The organism is Spongiimicrobium salis, from assembly GCF_043678055.1.
GTDB classification, from domain to species: Bacteria; Bacteroidota; Bacteroidia; order Flavobacteriales; family Flavobacteriaceae; genus Spongiimicrobium; species Spongiimicrobium salis.
The window spans coordinates 469,739-491,070 of record NZ_JBHEQA010000003.1 but is presented as its reverse complement, the minus strand read 5'-3'; the positions used below and the strand labels follow the sequence as shown (position 1 = coordinate 491,070).

The 21,332-nt window shown below is 39.0% G+C and carries 14 protein-coding genes and 1 pseudogene; 10 read left to right on the top strand and 5 right to left on the bottom strand.

Annotation, left to right across the window (positions count from 1 at the left end):
* Nucleotides 1-113 precede the first annotated feature (113 nt).
* From scpA to udk, 4 genes are read right to left on the bottom strand one after another with little or no spacing between them, the layout of a single operon-like run.
* Nucleotides 114-2,252 (bottom strand): methylmalonyl-CoA mutase, encoded by a 2,139-nt coding sequence (gene scpA, locus ACEXOE_RS16880; protein ID WP_394750005.1) that lies wholly within the window; start codon nucleotides 2,250-2,252, stop codon nucleotides 114-116.
* The gene (locus ACEXOE_RS16875; protein ID WP_394750004.1) at nucleotides 2,245-3,615 is read right to left on the bottom strand and encodes a methylmalonyl-CoA mutase subunit beta; all 1,371 of its coding nucleotides are present in this window, start codon (nucleotides 3,613-3,615) and stop codon (nucleotides 2,245-2,247) included. The genes scpA and ACEXOE_RS16875 overlap by 8 nt, the downstream gene beginning before the upstream one ends.
* Nucleotides 3,605-3,949, bottom strand: coding sequence for an FtsB family cell division protein (locus ACEXOE_RS16870; protein WP_394750003.1), 345 nt, complete (start codon nucleotides 3,947-3,949; stop codon nucleotides 3,605-3,607). Before ACEXOE_RS16870 ends, ACEXOE_RS16875 begins: the two co-directional genes overlap by 11 nt.
* 16 nt (nucleotides 3,950-3,965) lie before the next feature.
* Entirely contained in the window at nucleotides 3,966-4,574 is a 609-nt protein-coding gene (gene udk / locus ACEXOE_RS16865; protein ID WP_394750094.1) for a uridine kinase, read from the bottom strand.
* Nucleotides 4,575-4,898: 324 nt separating this feature from the next.
* Between udk and ACEXOE_RS16860 the strand changes: the two genes are divergently transcribed.
* From ACEXOE_RS16860 to ACEXOE_RS16845, 4 genes are all read left to right on the top strand, one after another.
* Nucleotides 4,899-8,837, top strand: coding sequence for a hypothetical protein (locus ACEXOE_RS16860; protein WP_394750002.1), 3,939 nt, complete (start codon nucleotides 4,899-4,901; stop codon nucleotides 8,835-8,837).
* Between the two features lie 146 nt (nucleotides 8,838-8,983).
* Nucleotides 8,984-10,213: a DUF1036 domain-containing protein gene (locus ACEXOE_RS16855; protein ID WP_394750001.1), complete on the top strand. Its 1,230-nt coding sequence runs from the start codon at nucleotides 8,984-8,986 to the stop codon at nucleotides 10,211-10,213.
* Between the two features lie 280 nt (nucleotides 10,214-10,493).
* On the top strand, nucleotides 10,494-11,501 hold the full coding sequence (locus ACEXOE_RS16850; RefSeq protein ID WP_394750000.1) for a CBS domain-containing protein: 1,008 nt from the start codon (nucleotides 10,494-10,496) through the stop codon (nucleotides 11,499-11,501).
* 171 nt (nucleotides 11,502-11,672) lie between these two features.
* Nucleotides 11,673-14,441: a COR domain-containing protein gene (locus tag ACEXOE_RS16845; RefSeq protein ID WP_394749999.1), complete on the top strand. Its 2,769-nt coding sequence runs from the start codon at nucleotides 11,673-11,675 to the stop codon at nucleotides 14,439-14,441.
* A gap of 45 nt (nucleotides 14,442-14,486) precedes the next feature.
* Here the strand turns inward: ACEXOE_RS16845 and ACEXOE_RS16840 are convergent.
* Nucleotides 14,487-14,798, bottom strand: a pseudogene (locus ACEXOE_RS16840) (transposase); the annotation flags it as partial.
* Nucleotides 14,799-14,922: 124 nt separating this feature from the next.
* Here ACEXOE_RS16840 and ACEXOE_RS16835 point away from each other — a divergent pair.
* From ACEXOE_RS16835 to ACEXOE_RS16810, 6 genes are all read left to right on the top strand, one after another.
* Nucleotides 14,923-15,420 (top strand): hypothetical protein, encoded by a 498-nt coding sequence (locus tag ACEXOE_RS16835; protein ID WP_394749998.1) that lies wholly within the window; start codon nucleotides 14,923-14,925, stop codon nucleotides 15,418-15,420.
* Nucleotides 15,421-15,431: 11 nt separating this feature from the next.
* A complete protein-coding gene (locus tag ACEXOE_RS16830) occupies nucleotides 15,432-15,833 on the top strand; it encodes a hypothetical protein (RefSeq protein WP_394749997.1) in 402 nt (133 codons plus the stop codon).
* Between the two features lie 387 nt (nucleotides 15,834-16,220).
* Nucleotides 16,221-17,447 (top strand): eCIS core domain-containing protein, encoded by a 1,227-nt coding sequence (locus ACEXOE_RS16825; RefSeq protein ID WP_394749996.1) that lies wholly within the window; start codon nucleotides 16,221-16,223, stop codon nucleotides 17,445-17,447.
* 92 nt (nucleotides 17,448-17,539) lie between these two features.
* The gene (locus ACEXOE_RS16820) at nucleotides 17,540-19,099 is read left to right on the top strand and encodes an eCIS core domain-containing protein (protein WP_394749995.1); all 1,560 of its coding nucleotides are present in this window, start codon (nucleotides 17,540-17,542) and stop codon (nucleotides 19,097-19,099) included.
* A gap of 13 nt (nucleotides 19,100-19,112) precedes the next feature.
* Nucleotides 19,113-20,573 carry an eCIS core domain-containing protein gene (locus tag ACEXOE_RS16815; protein WP_394749994.1) on the top strand — a complete coding sequence of 487 codons (1,461 nt, stop codon included), beginning with the start codon at nucleotides 19,113-19,115 and terminating at the stop codon, nucleotides 20,571-20,573.
* Nucleotides 20,574-20,691: 118 nt separating this feature from the next.
* Nucleotides 20,692-21,105 (top strand): hypothetical protein, encoded by a 414-nt coding sequence (locus tag ACEXOE_RS16810; RefSeq protein WP_394749993.1) that lies wholly within the window; start codon nucleotides 20,692-20,694, stop codon nucleotides 21,103-21,105.
* The last annotated feature ends 227 nt before the right edge of the window (nucleotides 21,106-21,332 follow it).

The window sequence follows — 21,332 nt, the reverse complement described above, 5'->3', positions numbered from 1 at the left end:
ATCTGAATTGGAAGTTGAGTTTGAAATTGAATGTATTAAAGAATACTATTGTTAGTTATTTTGTCTTCTCGAGCGCAGTCGAGAGATAACCCCTAACCATAACAAGGAAAATCTTAATCCAAAAGAATATCCAAAATCTGAATAGCCGCCTCACTGATTTTTGAGCCGGGACCGAAAACGGCCACTGCACCTGCATCAAAAAGGTATTGATAATCCTGTTTGGGAATCACCCCGCCTACAATGACCATGATATCTTCCCGTCCGTAATTTTTCAGCTCTTCCAAGACTTGGGGTACCAAGGTTTTGTGCCCGGCAGCTAGGGAAGAGACTCCTAAAATATGCACATCGTTCTCTACGGCCTGTTTCGCGGCTTCTGCGGGGGTTTGGAACAAAGGGCCTATATCAACATCAAAGCCAAGATCGGCATAGCCTGTAGCCACTACTTTGGCCCCGCGGTCATGGCCATCCTGTCCCATTTTGGCAATCATGATTCGGGGACGACGTCCTTCTGTTTCTGCAAAAGCATCGGCCATTTTTCGAGCCTTTTCAAAGCTCTCGTCATTCTTTATTTCTTTGGAATACACACCGGTAAAAGATTGAATTTTTGCTTTATATCGTCCAAAAGCCACTTCCATGGCCATACTTATTTCTCCCAAGGTAGCTCTTTTTTTTGCAGCTGCTACGGCCAAGGCCAGTAAATTACTGGGGTCATTGGCATCTTTGGTTTTGCGTTGGGCAGCGGCCGTCAATGCTTCCAGGGCCTGAGTTACTGCTTGGGGATCCCGTTCTTTCTTCAGCTGTGCCAAACGCTCCAATTGTTGGCGACGTACCTCCTGGTTGTCCACTTCCAAAATATGGAGGTCATCTTCCTCTTCCAATTGGTATTTATTGACACCTACAATAACATCTTGAGTGCTATCGATTCGTGCTTGCTTTTTTGCTGCGGCCTCTTCAATGCGCATTTTTGGAATTCCCGCCTCAATGGCTTTGGTCATACCGCCCAATTCCTCTACTTCTTGCATCAATTTCCAGGCTTTTTCCGCAATGTCATGGGTCAGTTGTTCCACATAGTAGCTTCCTGCCCAAGGATCTACCGTCTTCGTAATTTTAGTCTCCTGTTGCAGGAATATCTGTGTATTCCGGGCAATTCGTGCCGAGAAATCCGTAGGTAGGGCAATGGCTTCGTCCAAGGCATTGGTGTGCAGACTTTGTGTGCCCCCAAATGCCGCTGCAGCCGCTTCTATAGTGGTACGGGCCACATTGTTAAAAGGATCTTGTTCCGTAAGGCTCCAACCGCTGGTCTGACAATGGGTACGTAGCGCCAGGGATTTTGCATTTTTGGGATCGAACTGCTTTACCAATTTGGCCCAAAGCATACGTCCTGCACGCATTTTAGCGATTTCCATAAAATGATTCATGCCAATGGCCCAGAAAAAGGAGAGCCGAGGCGCAAAGACATCGATATCCAAACCCGATTTTAATCCCGTTCTGATATATTCCAGTCCGTCTGCAAGGGTATAGGCCAGTTCAATATCGGCCGTAGCCCCCGCTTCCTGCATATGATAGCCCGAAATACTAATGCTGTTGAATTTGGGCATGAATTTACTGGTATACTCAAAAATATCCGCAATGATCTGCATGGAAGGCGTAGGAGGGTAGATATAGGTATTCCGCACCATAAATTCCTTTAGAATATCATTTTGAATAGTACCGGACAATTGTTCCAAAGCTACACCTTGTTCCTCTGCTGCCGCAATATAGAAGGCCATAATGGGCAATACAGCCCCGTTCATAGTCATGGAAACCGACATCTTATCCAAGGGAATCCCATCGAACAAAATTTTCATATCCTCCACAGAATCAATGGCCACTCCTGCTTTTCCCACATCGCCTACCACACGTTCATGATCACTATCGTAACCGCGGTGCGTGGGAAGGTCAAAAGCAATGGACAATCCTTTTTGTCCGGCCGCCAAATTTCTACGGTAAAAAGCATTACTCTCTTCAGCAGTAGAGAATCCGGCATATTGTCGGATCGTCCAAGGCCTGCGTACATACATCGTGGAATAGGGGCCACGAAGGTTAGGGGAGAGTCCGGCAGCAAATTCCAAATGCTCCAAGCCTTCTTCGTCTTCTGCAGTATAAACCGATTTTACGGGAATACCTTCTGCCGTGGTGAAGCTTTCCTGCGCTGCTGCATTGGTATGTGCAGTAGCTGCTAAGGTGATATGTTGTAGTTCTTTTCTACTCATGCTCTAGTCGTTCTTGTTCCACTTTTTCTGCCAAACGTTTTTCGATGATCGGAGGAATCCATGTTTTTCGTGGACGGGTTTTTACAAAAGGAAAAATTTCCAATGCTCCATTCATGCGGTCTTCTGTATTGGGATAGAGATTGGTTCCCAATAATACCTCTTTCCCAGCTTCGAAATTTTGCAGTTCCTTTTGCGCACTTTCCTGGATTTTTTTCTGGATCTGATGGGTTTTGAGTTGTTTTAAAAAGCCGCCTTGCTTTTCAATATCCTTAAAGAGCCCCAATGCTTTTTCAGCCAATTGTTGCGTTAAGGATTCTATATAATAAGCCCCATCGGCAGGATTGTGGACTTTGTCAAAATAACTCTCTTCTTTTAGGATCAATAATTGATTTCGGGCCATGCGTTCCCCAAATGCGTTGTCCTTGTGATAAATGGCATCATAGGGCAGGTTGCAGACCGTGTCCGCTCCGCCCAATACCGCTGCCATGCATTCCGTAGTGGTGCGCAGCATATTTACATTATAATCGTACAAGGTCTTATTGCGTTTTGTGGGCAAGGCCAGAATATGGCAGGAGTGTGTGTTTTGATATGCTGCGGCCAAGCTTTTCCAGAGCATGCGTAGGGCACGCAGCTTGGCAATTTCAAAGAAATAATTAGTGCCCACGGCCACGGTAAAGGTCGGTTGTATGCCGGAAGCATCTTCCACATGATTCAAGTATTCATTGGCATGGGCAAGGGCGTAGGCCAATTGCTGTACCATAGTGGCGCCGGCATTCTGATAGCGTGCCATATCCACGCCAAGCAAAGGAACAGCCGTGTCCAATGCCAGGATCTTATCGAGGGCCTCATGATCTTCTTTCGCATTGGTATGCCAGTTTCCTTCTCCGGTAAGATGGCCAAGGATATCCGTATGAATATAAAGAAGCGCTTGGGGATTGTCAATTGCTTTTAAGAGCTGATCGACATAGGCCGAGGATAAAAACTGAAGCTTTAAATGCACGGATACCCGAGTGAGGTCAATACCCTTCAACAATTGCAAGCTATTGATCGTTTCCGAAGGAACTGTAAACACCAAACTTTCCGCTCCGCGGGATAGGGCATCCAGGGCTTTTTCATTGGCCATGGTGGCATTGGCCGCATGAATCGCCTGTCCAATTTTCCAGGGGTTTTCGGGAACCAAAGGTCCAAGGGGAGTCGCTTTTCGATCTTCTTCCGTATAAAAGGGTTTTACCTTGATGCCCTCCGGGGATTCCCAAACCAAAGTGTCATTATAGTCTGCCCCTTTTAGATCCACCTGAATTTTTTGCTTCCAGGCTTTGGGGGAGACTTTTGGGAATTCTTCAAATAAAAAACTACTGCTCATGCTCCTTCGTTTTTAAACTGTCCTGATATTCGATCAGGTATATTTCTTCGTTCTTTTTCTTTAAGTAGTACTGTTCTCGTGCAAATTTCTCCAATTCCTTTTGATCGGATAATTTTTCAATAATTTTTTTGTCTTTTTTTATCTCATTAGTGAGGAAATCCTTCTGTTTTTCAAGTCTATCAATTTCCTTTTCCAATTCCATATGAATGCGAAGCGAATTGGTGTCAAAAAAAATCATCCAAATTACAAAAGCGGTCAATACCAGTACATACGTACTAGTAAATATAGCCGCGACTGCCATCCATCTTTTATTTTTAAGGTCTTTCCAATTCATAGTTGTTCCCTAGGGCCTAGGCCAATTTTTCGTTGATGATCGTTCGTACTATATCAACGGCTACGGTATTGTAGGTATTGTTGGGGATAATGATATCTGCGTATTCTTTGGTAGGTTCAATAAACTGATTGTGCATGGGTTTTAGGGTATTCTGATAACGGTTGAGTACCTCGTCCAGGTCGCGCCCCCGTTCACTGATGTCCCGTTTTAAACGACGGATCAGTCGCTCATCGGAATCCGTATGCACAAAAATCTTGATATCGAACATTTCTCGGATCTCCGGATTGGTCAGGATCAGGATTCCTTCTACGATCATCACCTTTTTGGGATGGGTACGCACCGTATCGGTAGTGCGGTTGTGGGTAGAAAAGGAATAAACCGGTTGATCAATGGCCTTTCCCTGTTTCAATTCCTCCAAGTGTTGGGTCAGCAATTGAAAATCAATGGCCCTGGGATGGTCAAAGTTGATGTTGGAGCGTTCTTCATACGACAAATGACTAAGGTCATTATAGTAGGAATCCTGTGAAATTACCCCCACTTCATCGTGTGGTAATTCATTGATGATCTGGTTCACCACGGTGGTTTTTCCACAACCTGTTCCTCCTGCTATCCCTATAATTAACATGGCCATTTTATTTTGTTCAAAAATAGGAATTTGCAATGAGATGGCGGAGGGGAATTTTTGGGAAGCTGTAGTTCTGGAATTATGGGATTCCGTAAAATGGATAAAAATTTGTACGTTACATTAGCAAATCATGGATGCAGTCCCAGCGTGTAGACAGAATAGATGTGGAAGCGAATTAAAGTACTATGGAATTATGACTAACTTGTATGTCAACCATTAGTTATGGGAAAAGAATAGAGAAATCTTGCTTTTTCCTAAAAAGGTTGTGCAGAAGGCGAATACCTATAAAAACTAATGCCATTGAGAAACTAAATTTTTGATCCTATGCAGAAAAAATTTGAAGCGAATAAAGTATTTACAGGACGAAAAAAATATAAAGAAATATTCCAAATTGCTTTAGATAAGTTGGTGAATGGCGAAGAGAAAGAACTCTTTTTTCTTCATGGGGCAGGAGGTCAGGGTAAGTCGGCTATGTGTAGGGAATTTATAAGTGCCATAATTGAAAAAAGAGAAGGTTTACTGTATTCTTTAACAGATTTTAATTTTAAGGAGCATCGAGAAATGCCCGAAATATTGGAAAATACGAGACAAGAATTGGGGAAAAAGCTAAAAAAGAAATTCATCGCTTTTGATCTAGTGTTCCTTAAGTACAAGACGCTTATTAGCAATTCGGAATATGTAAAATCGAAATACAACTATATGTATCGCTTTGAAAGTGAAGTGGCCAACAATGTAGTGGATATCACCAACGAATGTCTCTCAGAAATTCCGGGATTACGAGTTATTTTCAACAGAGTTAAGGGGTTGGGACAAGGCTATTATGAAAAGCGTTTGAAAAAATCCCAGGAATTCCTTAATGGCCTTGATTTTGACAATTTAGATATTACGGCCTTGGAAGAGATGTTGCCGCATGCTTTTGCCCATGATCTAAATCGTATATTGGCCAACGAGAAATATGCAGATACCCGAGTCGTTATTTTGTTCGACACCTATGAACAATTATGGCAAGACAAAAATAATCGCCAGGGAACAGGGGCCATAGATATCGATTGTTGGTTTAGAGATTTATTTGAAGCTATTGAAGGAAAAGTGCTTTTTACGCTTTTCGGAAGAGATCAATTAAAATGGGCGGAATTGGATGAAAGATACGACAGTCTAATCAACCAGGAGCCCTTAAAACGTTTGTCTATAGAAGACTGTAATCTGTTTTTAAAACAAATCCCAATACCGGAACATCAGATTCGGGATAAAATCATTACCTCTAGTGAAGGGCTCCCGTATTATTTGGATTTGCAAGTGAAAATCTATGAGGATCTGAAAAATGAAGGCAAACCTATTCGGATGGATTTCTTCGGAAACAATCCAAAAGAAATTCATATCCGGTTTGTAAAACATATTGGAGAGGAAGCCGAGCGAAGATTACGTTATGTAGCTGTTCCAAGAAGCTTTTCAAAGGAGGTATTTAAGCATTTAAGGAAAGAAGGTTTCTTTGAAAGAACATTGAATTTTGAGTCTATTGTATCTGAATCCTATTTTGAATTTCAGTCCCATAATGAGGAATATGTGATTCACAGTCTTTTGAGGAATCATTTATTGGATGATTTTTCGCGGGCAGATATGGACGATTATCATGAAGTACATTTGGCTATGGCCGATTTCTATCGTATAGGTGTAGATGAATCCCTCGACAAGAAGCTGTTTAGCGAAGAATTTGAAACACAGGCAAAAGAATTGTTTTATCATTGGAATAATAGTGATACATATGCAGCCTTTAACTTTGTAAGCACTCTTTTCCATTCAGAATTGGTAGAGAAATCCTTAAATCTTCAGATGGTCATGGATTTTTGTGATATCCTTCTGAAAAGTTTTTCAAAGGGTCAAAAAGAAAGCCTGGTCCTTAATTATTTTCAATTGCATATTTCATCTTTGTACAGGGACTTTAAAGCCGTTTTAAGTATTTATCGAGAACATTTTTCAAGGATTGTAAATCTTGAAAAAATGGAAGGGGAAAAGCAATTGGAAGGCGTTGTTCAGGATAATTTGCCTATAATCATGAGTAATTATGCCGAAGCTTTAATTGATGATGGGCAATACAGAAATGCCTTGAATTATATTTTGGATCATAAATCCAAATGTAATTTCGATTTGGTATTGTCCGATTTGTATTCCATTATTGGGAAAAAAGGATTGGCAATTTCATCAATCTATAAACAGTTGTGCGAAGTAGATCAATCTGAGGAGAATGCCGAAAGTGAGGAAGGGGTATATTACAATAGATTAGGGAATTATTTTTCTTCCGTTAAGTTATATGAAACTGCTTTGGACGCACACATTAAGTCCTTGGAGAAAGATAACAAGGCTACGAGATCAAAAAATTATGCTGTGGCCTTAAGCTGTGTAGGGTCGTCCAAATTAAAGGCAGGGGATGTAGGTGGAATTCAAGATTGCTTAGAGGCTGTAGACATTTTTAATGCAAACAAACTTGGCGCCCATCCCTTTAAACGCAGCGTTGAGTTTGATATTTTAAAACATAAAATCAGTACGGAGGGCATTGAAAGTTTCTTTAAGAAAGAAGACTTTAGCAATAATGTGAGGTTGTTGAATTATTTTCTATTCGAAAGATCGGAAAATAGTAGAATATATGATTTTGTTCTTAAGTACATACAGGGTATAGCGCATGGAAGAAGCACGGCCTTGCGTAATTATATTACCTATACAGAACACTTGTATGGATCACATCATTATAGCCTATTGCCACTGTTGGATTTTGCGGCCTCTAATAATGAAAACATGGATTTCCCCCTTGAAAAGAGAATTAAGGAAATCCGATCATTTTCGGAATTCAATGTTCGAACAAGGGGATTGGAGCAGGCCGACCCCAAGGGCGATAATTATGCTAACGCCTATGCCATTTTATCGAAGATTATTATTGGGATAGATACCGAAGAATGTAGGGACGTATTGATGTTCTATCTCCCTTTCTGGGGTGAAAATGCTTTTCTGATTAAAATAAAGTATACCAATTTTTCTACATTTTGTATTATTAAAGACGAGAACTGCTATTTCCCAGATGGGACCAATGCCGCATTCTATAACCTGTCCAAAACGCATTTTAAATTATCAAAAGAACATGCGGCTCTGTATGTTCGACTGTTTTTTGATTTCACCTCAGGACGGCATGGTCGTTTTATTCTTTTGGAAGAAGAAGAAGATTTATACTGGAGTTCCAATTATTATGGAAAGGAGCTCCCTATGGAATTGATGCAGGAATTAAAACCGCTTCAAATTGTTGATTCTCCAGATGAACATATTAGGTTGAAGTGCGGTTTTCTGGTTTTCAAAAATTCGGTTTTCTCCTGTGAAATTGTAATTGACCCTAGTGGAGTTGTGGTCCTGGAAAATGAAAAACTAGAGTTTGAAAAAAGTGGATTCAGGTATGAGTCGGAAATCCCGGAAAAAAACAGAAACCTCGCTACGAGTTTCCTTAAAAAATTAAACGTAGATAGTGTTTACCCCAATTTTCAGTTTGAGATCGATCTCCTGCAAGACTTTATTGTTGCAGCAAGTACTGTTAATTTGAAACGCTATGTGGACATTGAATGTGAATTAATGGACGCGAAAAAGTCGTATTCCAAAACGGAGAAAGTATATGATCTTCCTTTCTATCAAAACAATTATTTGATCGAATCATATACGGATGGACAAAGTGCTCCTTCCTATTACATTTCAGATGCTAAAAACAAACTACAGTTGGATGGAAGTAATCAAGCTATCTATAGTTTGGCGCACGATATCATTTTTAATGAAGGAATGTGTCGCAAATATATCCGATTCTTTTTCTCCGTGGTCAGTGGCCGGCACGGGCATTTTGTCATCCTGGATAACGTTTCCAAGCATTATTTAACCTTGGAATCGGACAAAGAGACGCTTGAGGTAAGACCGATGGAACTCATTGAAATTAATGAAGATAAGGCCATCTTTCAGTGCGATACAATTTTGTTCAAAGACAGTGTCTTTTCGGCACAATTGATCGTATTTAGAAATGGTCAGGTGGCGATAGCAAATGAAGAATACCGGTTTAGTGATGTTCGTGTAATTAACGAAGATCGCAGACAAATCATTATTGCATTTTCCAGAAAACTTAATAAGATGAGATTCTTTGTAAATAAGGCCATTGAAGCAAAAAGTTCTAAGGACATCATAACCCCATTGCTTTTACGACAATCCATTAAGAATATGGAAGGTCTAATAGATTCAATTTAATCCATCTTCCTAAAACAGCGTTCATATGGATATTCATACAAGGGTAGTAATGAGGGAGATGTTTCAAAAACCATCCAGTTCCTAATTGCTTTCCCTTTAGGTCATAGGCCATTTTGTTTTCTTCAAAAACAAGAATTTACATAGCAATGCGTTTGGGGGAATTTTTGGGAAGCTTTCGCTTCTCGCTTGGTGTTATGGAATCCCGTAAAAAAATCAAAGGGGAAGCCCGTACTTTTGGGAAGAAACACCGTATGGAAGCCTTGGCGAAATGTGGTGATCAACCAAAAATCGACCTTATGAGTAGCTCAAAACAAGAACAATTTGCCTCCTTTTTTGGCTGGGTAGGAGCCATTGGGGGCGGACTATGGTGTTATTCGGATACCAATGATATTGGGGTGGCCATTGTCGTGGCCTTGATCGGAGGTGCCGTGGGCTATTTTATAGGCAAGCTGCTTTGGTTGGCTATTGTCCTCTCGTTGATCTTGGTAGGCTTTGTAGTACGACAAGTCTTTTTTAGTTCGGTGCGGCAGGCGGTGCGAAAAGAAGTCGTGAGCAAACCGCCGCCACCGCCACCGAGTTCTAGTCCGAGCCGGACCATATCCCCACCACCCAATACCACCAACTATACGGAGTATTTAGGGGTGACCCTTAAAAACGACTGTTCCGAAAAAATATTTGTGGCCATCAATTATCAGGACGACAATGACGACTGGATGACCTCGGGCTGGTGGACCGTAGAACCGTATTCCACTAAAGTGACCAATGTAAAGACCCAAAACCCCCATCTTTATTTTTATGCCAATTCCTCTGAGGGGAAAGAATGGACCGGGGAGGAAGATTCCGAATCCGTGACCAAAAAAGTAACTTCCGAAAAATTCGATTCCAAAAACAATAGCGGCGTTTATTCCTGGGACGACAACTATCGGGAAGAAAAATTCTTTCACAGGGAATCTTCAACCTCCAGTGGTACCTATACCCAATCCTTTTCTTGTGACGAAACCAAAGAGTACCTCAATGTGAGTTTAAAAAACAGCTGTTCCGAAAAAATCTATGTGGCCATCAATTATCAAGACGATAATGAAGATTGGATCACCTCCGGCTGGTGGACGGTGGAGCCTTATTCCACTACAGAAACCAATGTAAAGACCCAAAATAAGGTGCTGTATTTCTATGCAAATTCTTCAACAGGAATGGAATGGACCGGTACTGATGAGGCCAAATCCGTCACCAAAAAAGTGACTTCCAAACGTTTCAATTCCAAAAACAATACAGGGGTCTACTCTTGGCAGGACAATTATCGGGAAGAGTCCTTCTTTCGTCGGGAATCCTCTAGGAGCAGTGGTACCTATACACAGTCCTTTAGCTGTTCGGATTAGTGCCACAATTGGAAGACGTAAACACCTCCTGTTTTCGCTGTTCTGGAGTAAAGTTGTGTGAATTGTACGGAATTCTGTATCAATGGTAAGAAAAGACGTTCTAGTTTTGCGGTAAATCGGTTATATTCGGATGGTGTTAATAGGAGAGGGAGGGGTGATGTGGTATAAGGTGTGTTTTGGGATATGATAATATTAAAAGGGATGGTAGCCGGTATTCTGGATGGATAAAAAAGTATAAAAGGGGTTATATAATGAGTTGTGGTGCATTTGAGAAAAACATATGACAAAAAAAGAACTATTAGAGAAAATTAATCAAGTTGACAAAAGCGAAGGAATAAAAATTTCGCCTCGTCAACTTCTTTACAGCTTTGGGTTTGAAAAAAGAACAAAGTATAATGTAATGAGAATGAAGCATTTTTTTCAACAAAATGATTTATTCACGTCACCCGATTTTTTAAGTGTTTATATGGACACTCAAGTTTCATTAAAGAAAAGACCAAAAACTTCAAAGAAGCAAGAAACTTCTGAAATTGAAAAAGAAATCAATGAATATGACCCAGTTTCAAGAGTAAGGCTCTTACCTTCTGCAAATAGAAAGCCTGTAAAGGTTCATATGGATTGTACTCTTCAAGAAGCAACCACATTAATGTTAATGCACGATTATTCGCAACTGCCTGTCATGAGTACCGATTATAAAGTTGATGGAATAATTACTTGGGAAACAATCGGAAATAATTTAATACACGGAGGAGACAAGACTTTAGTGCGTGATTTTATGAAAAAAGATGTGACCGAAATCACTCACGAAATGTCAATTTTTGATGCAGTTAAAATTATAATAAACAAAGAAGTTGTTCTAGTCAGAGACGAAAAAAACTGTATCTGTGGACTTGTAACATCAACTGACATTAGCGAGCAGTTTATAACTATTTCAGAACCTTTTTTGATTTTAGAACAAATTGAAAATCACATCCGAAAATTACTTAATGGAAAATTTTCAGAAGAAAAACTAAAAGAAATTAGTGTAGAAGACGAATCATCAAGAAAAGTAGAATCAATTTCGGATTTAACATTTGGAGAATACATAAGACTTATGGAAAATCCCGAAAATTGGGAGGTAATGAACTTAAATATTGACCGTTCGACATTCATCAAACGATTAGATGAAATAAGAAGAATTCGAAATGATGTTATGCATTTTCATCCTGATGGAATTTCTGAAACTGACCTCGAAATTTTAAGACAAACATCTTCTTTTTTTGAGAATTTGTCAAAATATATGAAATAAAAACGCACCGCAACAATGGCAATAAGTAATTGCTTGTTCTTGCCTACTTTTGAAAATCCTCGCGAATTTTCAGTTTGGTGTGTACTTACGAAGTTAAATACTAACCCACGCAACTACTCATAGCCGAGACCGTTGGCAAACATTAGAGATTACTAAAGAAATAAAAAATAAATGAAACCTGATTTATTAAGAAAACTAAACCAAAAAAATCCAAATAAAGTTAAAGAATTAAGATTGGAAAATGGAAAACTAAGAACACTTCCATTTGACCTTGAAAAATTTGAAAGGCTTAAGTTTTTGAATCTCTATAATAATCGACTTACAGAATTGCCAGATTTTTTTAAAAACTTTACAAAATTGGAAAGTTTAAACTTAAGTAATAACAAATTCATACTGTTCCCTGAAATTTTAAAAAATTGTGCGAATTTAAAATATTTGAATTTTAAAGGAAATAGAGTAACTGATTTAATTGGAATACAATCTCTATCTGATTCTATAGAAAAAATAGATTTATCTAATAATAACATTGGTAAAATGAGAATAGATTATTCAAATTTTAATAATCTATTGGATATAAATCTATCGGACAATAATATAGAGAAATTCCCTAAATCACTAATATTAGAACAAATAAAAATTATCAATCTATCGTCTAACAGTATTCATGACCTTCCTGAATCTATTAAAAACTTAAAATCACTTAAAACTTTAGACCTTAGTTATAATAATATCACTGAATTACCCGAAGAAATTGGTGAGTTAACTGAATTAAGGGAATTAAATTTAATAGGAAACAATATTGCGACACTTCCAAAATCATTCAAAAATTTAATAAAACTCAATAAGCTTTCAATTAATGGTAACCCAATTGGTCAGCCACCTATTGAGATTTCAAACCAAGGTTTAAAAGCTATATTGAATTATTACCTTCATTATGGAGCTTCGGTAAGATTAAATGAAGCTAAGTTATTAATAGTTGGTCATGGAGGTGTCGGGAAAACGTATTTAATAAATAAACTAATAAAAGGAGATTCTCCTGAAACAACGACAACTGAAGGTATAGATATTTTAAAATGGAATTTACCAATTGAGGATGTTGAACAAGGCTTAATCAAATTAAATGCATGGGATTTTGGAGGACAGGAAATTTATCACTCAACTCATCAATTTTTTCTAACCAAAAGGTCAATCTATTTATTTGTTTGGGAAGCTCGAAAAGATGAAGATTCAATTTCATTTGATTATTGGTTAAATATTATTCAAATATTAAGTAATTCCTCACCTGTTGTTGTTGTCCTGAACAAGATAGATGAAAGAACAAAAGAAATAGATGAGATTTCATTACGAGAAAAATTCCCTAATATTATTTCATTCATTAAAGTAAGTGCAAAATCTGGTGAAAATATTGAGTCTTTAACAAATACAATCAAACAAAATATAGTAAACCTTCCACATATTGGAGATAAACTACCAGAAGTCTGGAGTCAAGTAAGAAATGAACTTGAAAAATTAGATAATAATTATATTGATTATAATAAATATGTAGAAATCTGTAATAATCACGGTTTAAGTAAAACTGATTCTCAACACCTTAGTAGGTACTTTCATGATTTAGGTGTGTTTCTTCATTTTTACGACAATTTTATTCTTAAGCATATAGTCTTTTTGAAACCTGACTGGGTTACCAATTCTGTTTATAAGATTTTAGACTTGAAAGAAATAATTAATGGCCTAGGGAAGTTTAAACTGAATCTTGTTGAAAAGAAACTAACTACATTTAACTCAATTGAACAAACCTACATAATTGAGTTAATGAAAAAATTTGAGTTATGTTTTGAAATTAACAATAGTGAATATATCATTCCAGAATTATTGAAACCAAACTTGCATAGGGAAATTGAAATTCCATTTAATGAACCTTTAAGTATGTCTTATGTTTATGATTTTATGCCTGCCGGTATAATACCAAGATTAATTGTTAGGCTAAAAGACTCATTACTTGAAGATTTTTATTGGAAAAATGGAATTTACATAAAACACAATGATTCAATAGGGTTAATTACTGGTAATAAATATACTAGAACTATTAAAATGACTGTTTCAGGTGATTCTAAAGCTGTTCTTTTAGGTATTCTTAAAAGAGAACTTGATATAATTAATTTAACTTTAAATAATCCATATCATTCGACAAAAATTCAATGTAATTGCGAAAATTGTTCAAAAACAGACACACCATTTATGTTTGAGTTTAGTTATCTTGAAAAAGCAAGAAAACATAAATTAAAAGATGTTAGGTGTCAAGACAGTTTGTTAAATGTAAATCTTCAAAACTTAATCGGTCCATATGACATAGAATATAAAGATTCAAATGTAGACCATAATTACAATAAAGAAAGTTTGATCTTACATTTAATAGAGATTTCTTCAAGAGTGTTAGAAAGGAAGTATAGCTATAGATTTGAAGATTTAGTTACTGATAACTTTACTGACCAACTAAGAGCAATAGGATATAGTGTTTCGGACCAAACAAGAAGTGGTCGTTCAAAAAAATATAGTGGCGAATTGGATATTATGATTAGAAATAGTAGAAACCAACCAATATCAATACTTGAGGCTATGAATTTGAGTTCTTTTTCATTACAAAACAAAACTGTTATAGAACATCTAAATAAATTGTTGGTTGATTATGACACTAATGGTTTGGATAGAAACTTTATGATGATTTATTCGAGGGCAGATAATTTTAATCAACTTTGGAATAGTTATCAAGAGTACATTGAAAACTTATCAACTCATGAATTATATAATCCAAAAGCAAAAATAATTTCTCATACTGTGAAAGAGATAAGTAATAACTCAAATGTAAAAATATTAGTTTCTCAACATGAAAGAAACAATTCATTAACGGAAGTATATCATTATGTCATAAATATAAAATAACGTTTGCCAACAAAGAACTGAGTTAAAAAACAAGCTTTTTTGGGCTAATCTTGAAACAAAATTCTCATCATAAGGTAATCCACTTTTAGCAATTGCAAAGGCTTGTTTTAATAGTTTGTTTGCTACTGCTATCAGTGCCAGCTTTTTACTCTTTCCTTTGGCTACAATCCGATCATATAGTTCTTTACATGCTTTGTTGTGTTTACAAGCCGAAAAAGCAAATAAAAACAATAAATTCCGAAGCTTTCTATTGCCTACTTTACTGATCCTACTGCGTCCTCTTATACTACTTCCAGACTCTCTAATGGTTGGGGTAATACCAACATAACTACACAATTGTTTAGCACTCTCAAACCTCGCTCACCGAAGTTTGCAACTTCGATGTCATAAAATGACTTTTCAGGAACATTATTAGTTGTATATTATCTTGCAAAGTCAATAAAGTACACGGATATCACTAAAGTTTTCGGAGATATAGCCTATGGAGGGAATACCTAGAAAGATCCTATGGATGGTCATTGTAATGCTGTTATATCCGGCACGGCAGTATTCGCAGGATAAGAGTGGCATAGTACTGCCCAAGGCGAATACTGTAGCAAACACCAAATGGTTTGCCAAAGAGAATCAAAAGGATATCGTCCTGTATCTCACAGAAAATCACGAGCTATTCATAAACAATACAAGAATGCATTTTTGGAATGCAATAGTGCCCTACATTATGGATCGGGATATGCATAACGGAGCCTTGTCCATGTTTTCCTCGCGAATGGTGTTTTACATGGACCATCGAGCACAATATGCTGTTGTGGATAGGATCAAGGAAGAGCTGTCCCGAACGCCTAAGAAATTTTTTGTATACGAACTAAAAGGAGATAGGGAGCCTGTATATATAGGCAGTAAAGTATATGGAACAATAAAAGATAGCTGGTCACCAGAAAGAATACAGGAACGAAATCAAAAAAAAATTCGTTTTTTCTGAAAAAGATTCGTTTGCCCGATGGGTTTGGAACTAGCGAGGAAACCTCAGAGATGGATCTGCACAATAATTTTAGCAAAGCTCTATATCAGGGGAATAAGGCGTATATACGGGAAGTATTGGATAAATATAGCCTAGCGCATATTACTCTCCTGCCAGAAAACAAGTTTGTGTACCGAGATAAGGCCTATGAAATTAAGGATATGAAGATGTTGGTTACCCTTCTCAATACCAACGATATTGTTCTTGTACGATTTGATACGAAGTTGGATTATGGCAGTTATATTAAATTTTTAGAAGCCCATAAAAACTTTGTGGGTTCCGAACATTACAATAGGGAAAAATCGGGAATAGTCATTGAGGTTTCCTATGGCCTGGAGAAGAAAATTAAAGAATGGGATCTACGCCTATTTTAGAACTACCTCTTAAGTATCGATTTTTAAACTCCGAACTCTCGACTGCGCTCGAGCTGACACAAATTAATCCCTCAAAACTTACAACTTTGTTACTATTAATGCATCATCAAACCACTTCGTTTCTATTGCATATTATAAACATGCTATTTGCACTACCCTTTAATTATTGATTTTTAAACTCTGAACTCTGAACTCTGAACTCTGAACTCCGAACTCCGAACTCAAAAACTCACCAACCATCAACAAGAAAGTTGTTTCCTACAAAGGACTTTACTATCTTTAGAACATTCCCCCTCAGTTTTAGAAAAAGAAGTGTAACGTATTCAGGGCTCTCGACCGAAGTTTATCTTGAGTGTGGTCGAAAAGCTGGGCTGACAAATATTAGCGATGCATACCCACGTCAACAAATCAAAAAATAAGCAACCCGCCCAAGATGCTGTTTCCCAAGCGCAAGAAAACGCGGGTTCCTTTCAATTTGAAGACCATCGTCCAGAAGCACTGCAAACAGTACAGCTGCAAGGCATGATGGAGCACAGTAGTGCGAGGGTATTCCAACCCATCCAAAAGAAAAAAAATACAACAGGCTTACCGGACCAATTGAAGTCAGGTATAGAAAATCTTTCGGGATATACCATGGATGATGTGAAAGTACATTACAATTCTTCCAAACCAGCACAATTGCAGGCCCATGCCTATGCCCAAGGCACGGATATCCATTTGGGGGCCGGACAAGAAAAGCATCTGCCCCATGAAGCATGGCATGTGGTACAACAGAAACAAGGCAGGGTAAAACCAACACTACAAATGAAGGGTAAAATAAATATCAACGATGATGCAAGCCTGGAAAAAGAAGCGGATGTGATGGGAGCTAAGGCGTTGCAGTTAAAAGAAATTGATAATAGCCTTAGATTGGTATCACCTTTATCATCAACCCCTATTATTCAGCGCATTATTAAATTCAAAGGGGAAACATGGGGGCCCGGAACCGAAGAGGCTTTCTTAAAGAAGCACGGGGAAAAGAAAACGGAAAAAATGGTAAAGCAAATTCTTTATGATGATATACCACATCCCGCACGAAATCTCACAGAAGCTTTAAAGGATCCCCGGGATTTTTTCATAACAGAAGAAGATGGAAGGTATACGGTGACGGCATCTGCCTTGGTAGAGGAAATAAAGGGCGGAAAAATTCGTGAAGCAGGGGAAAAGCCTCAGGTGATGTTTAGGCCTGAGAAGGATACGGAAAATATGAAAATAAGTGGCTTGTTGGATTGCATCGGGATATATGTGAATAGAATCGATGAAGATGCATATACACAAGCGGTATCAGGAGCACATTTTTTGACGCCTGTTTGCATTGAAAAAGATGGTAAGATAAATGCAAAAGGAAAGGGGCTCGTAGAAGAATTGGTTGATCTAGTGGCTGGGCAAGGGCAACTCTTTGCGATATTGGTACGTTCTGATGAAAGTGGGGAAATTGAGAAAAGAGCAAAAAATGCCATGAAGGAGATTAAGACCGTACTTAAGACAAAAGGAGTAAGCCAGGTAATACCCTACGAAGGATATTCTGAAGTGATTTATCGATTGGATTCCAAAGGAAAGGCTACTTGGGGATGAATTTGAGAGACAAAATTTTAAATACCATAATACCTCAAAATTATGGATTTAAGATAGGATGGAATAAAACCTGAAAATAAAAAAATAAAGAAATGAACGTCATATATGCCAAAAAGAGGTCAATGGGTACTGCAGGCCAAAAGCAACAGTGGGATAGGGCGCATTTTCAATTTATGGACAATCGTCCAGAAGCATTGCAAACAGTACAGCTACAGGGCATTATGGAGGAGAGTAACGCCAAGACATTCCAACCTATCCAAAAGAAAAAGAATAGCACTGGCCTGCCCGATGCCTTGAAATCGGGTATTGAAAATCTTTCGGGATATACCATGGATGATGTGAAGGTTCACTACAATTCTTCCAAACCTGCACAATTGCAGGCCCATGCCTATGCTCAAGGTACGGATATCCATTTGGGTGCCGGACAAGAAAAGCATCTGCCCCACGAAGCTTGGCATGTGGTACAGCAGAAACAAGGACGGGTACGCCCCACCAGGCAGTTAAAAGGAAAAATACAGATTAACGATGATGCCGGTTTGGAAAAGGAGGCAGATGTGATGGGCGCGAAGGCCTGGCAAAAAGGGGAAAGTAATAGCGCGTTACCGCTAAAAGGTGGCATAAAGCTTGGCGGAGGGGGATATCGGATTGCACAACGCATGCCCAAAGACTTTGATTTATTAACTGCCAAACAAATAGGAAGACAAATTGTGGTCATGCTAAAAGAAGCTTCCAAATGGAATACTATTGAAGGTGTGATAAACCAATGGGATAAAACCACAGGAATTCTTAAGATCGGGGATAAAGAATTTTCAAAAGATGAGGTGAACAGTACCAATTTTAAGATAGTTACAATGCCTCACAAGCATACGGATGGAGAAACAGACTGGGATATTGATGCTGCCCGACCTGCCGATCCCTGGAGCGAGCTAGACCCTGATCATAAATCAGCATTGGCTCCCACGGATTTTGAGGAGAAAAAAGAATTGCTGCAATTGATTAAGGAAGTGGTAGCATTGGTAGAAACCCTTCCTACGGAACTACAAGCGCTGATGCCTCATGATACCCATTATAATATGACGCCGGAAGGGCAATTGGAGTATTGTGTAGAAATCTGCAAAGGGAAAGATATCGGTGTTTTGGCCAAGAGTCTGTATACTACCTATTTCTATAAACCCATCAATAATTTTTTACGTAAAAAACTACCTGCTGGTATAGATAAGAAAGTGATGGCCTTAATTGAAAGCACCGTGAAAGCACTCCATGATTCCTTGGCAAAGCATGGGGTTTTACAGGATATTGATAATCAAAGGGTAGAATTACAGGCCGAATGGATGGGGGACTTGAAAAAAGACGGCGTTCTGGATTTTCCAGCCTTTACCAGCATGCATGCCACGGGATACGGCATTGAAAGCATGAAAAGTGATATTGGAGACGATTTATTTGGAGAGGTGACCAAGTTGGCGGTATTGAATTTTAAAGGGAAGGGCAAGACACTTGTACCGGTCGAAAAATATTTTACAGGAGAAAAAGAAATCGTGGTGGCACCGGGTATGAGAGCCAAGATAATTGATGTTAAAGATATACAGGTAGATATTCCAAAAAAGGGAAAAATACCAGGAAAAGAATATACCTTGGAAATTTTGGAAGCTTAAAAAACACAGATAGATGAGAAAACGAAGGATAAAGGAAAACGTGCAGACCACTTCTGATATTCTAAGTCAAGCAACACAGAGAAGTACAGCCGATTTTCAATTTAAAGATAAGCGGGCGGAAGCTATACAAACGGTCCAGTTACAGGAAATGATACAGGACAATAGCAAGAAGGCATTCCGACATATCCAAAGGAAAAAGAATACCACAGGATTACCCGATCAGTTGAAGTCAGGTATTGAACAGCTCTCTGGCTATGCCATGGACAATGTGAAGGTACACTACAATTCTTCCAAACCGGCACAATTGCAAGCCCATGCCTATGCTCAAGGTGCGGATATTCATTTAGGCCCGGGACAGGAACAACATTTGCCTCATGAAGCTTGGCACGTGGTACAACAGAAACAAGGACGAGTACAACCAAGGATACAGCTCAAAGGAAGGCTAAACATCAATGATGACATGAACCTGGAAAAAGAAGCAGATGTAATGGGCACGAAGGCCATGCAGCTGCCTTTTGCTTCCATGCAAAAGCCTCTGGAGAAACAAAGGGAAAGCGATCAGGACGTACATCAATTATCGGTATGGAGCTGGATAAAGAAATCAGGAGTGAGTCTCTTTAATACGGTAGTAGGCGCTGCTTTTCGTGTGCCCAAAAGAATACTCAATTTGGCAAAACACATTACCATAGATTTGATACGGGCCATATACTTGGCATGTAACCCCACGAATGCCCATGGAGGTGCTGGACTCATGCAAGAACAGTCGCCCATGAAACATTGGGGATTGGGGTTGCTGACCAAAATTGGTGACGTCCTGAATTTAAGGGAACTCATGGGGTTCTTGGCGACCCTTCTGGGGACGCCGCTCAGCAAAGTTCGTGGTCTTACGACGGAGGAGAAAACGCTTGCACGGGAGATATTTGGTGACAGCATGAACCTTTCCGATGTATCCATTTTTGAAAAATCGGCCATTGCTGCACCTGCAGCTGGTCCGGGAGGGGCCTTTACGGTCGCACATACCATCCACGGTGATCATGCTTTTTCAGATGCGGCAGATCAGGCAAATCACGAAAAGAGACAAGCTGTTTTGATGCATGAATTAATGCATATTGCGCAAGAAAAGAAACAGGGCATTCTATCTTGGATAGAGTTGCAATGGGGGCGAAATCGGACAAATGCAAACCCGACACCAGCAGGGCAGGGACAAACAATTAATTCCGAGTACAATTATGGTATTATTGTGAATGCCAGTTTATTCAGGGATTACAGTAGGGAACAACAAGGGGCCATTGTTCAAGATTATGCCTTGTATTTAAAAAGGACCCCAGTGGCGACACGAAACGCAGCTGATATGATCCATGGGGAATATGGAAGCGGACAATACCAAGACTATCAAACGATGTTACAGGGATTGCGCCGTGGACATTGGTTGTCTCCAGTACAACATCCTGAGTGGAAAAGAACCATCGGGTAAGAAAAAAAATAAACATGCAGTATCCTGTAGGATAGGGAAGTTATTGGAAGAGATGCCTTTATCAAAAAATACCTACCTTTAAAAAACTTGTTTTGTAACCACCAAAAAAACCAATACAATGCATCCTATTCTAAGAAGTACAATTGCCGTAGTAGCCGGATGGCTGGGCGGGAGTATCGTAAATTTGGGGCTGGTCAAATTAGGACATACCCTCTTGCCTATTGAAGGGGTAGACCCTAATGATATGGACGCTTTGGCTGCTGTGATGCCCAATCTCGAAGCCCAATATTTTATTTTTCCTTTTCTGGCCCATGCCTTGGGAACCTTGGTGGGAGCTGCTATTGCCGCAAGAATCGCTGCAAACCATAAAATGCGACATGCTCTGATTATTGGGATGCTATTCCTCGCAGGGGGAATTTGGGTGAATTATATCCTGCCGGGCCCCACATGGTTCGCTGTGGCCGACATTTTACTGGCCTATATCCCTATGGCCTTGATCGGAGGGAAAATAGGGCGCGGTTTTTCTAGCTAAGCATGGATACATTTGTGTTACGCCATCCTCTTTATTGGTTTAAGGTGAATCTCGACTGCGCTCGATTTGACATGGTATGAAGACTGAATTGAATTGTTAAATGAGAATTAACAGGGCATATTTATCTCAGTATATGGAATGGGTAATGCACACTTCGTCTAAGCGGAAAGCTAAAAAGAGATAAAACTAAACTGTATGATGTTCCAAATTGTTTATTCGAGTCTTTC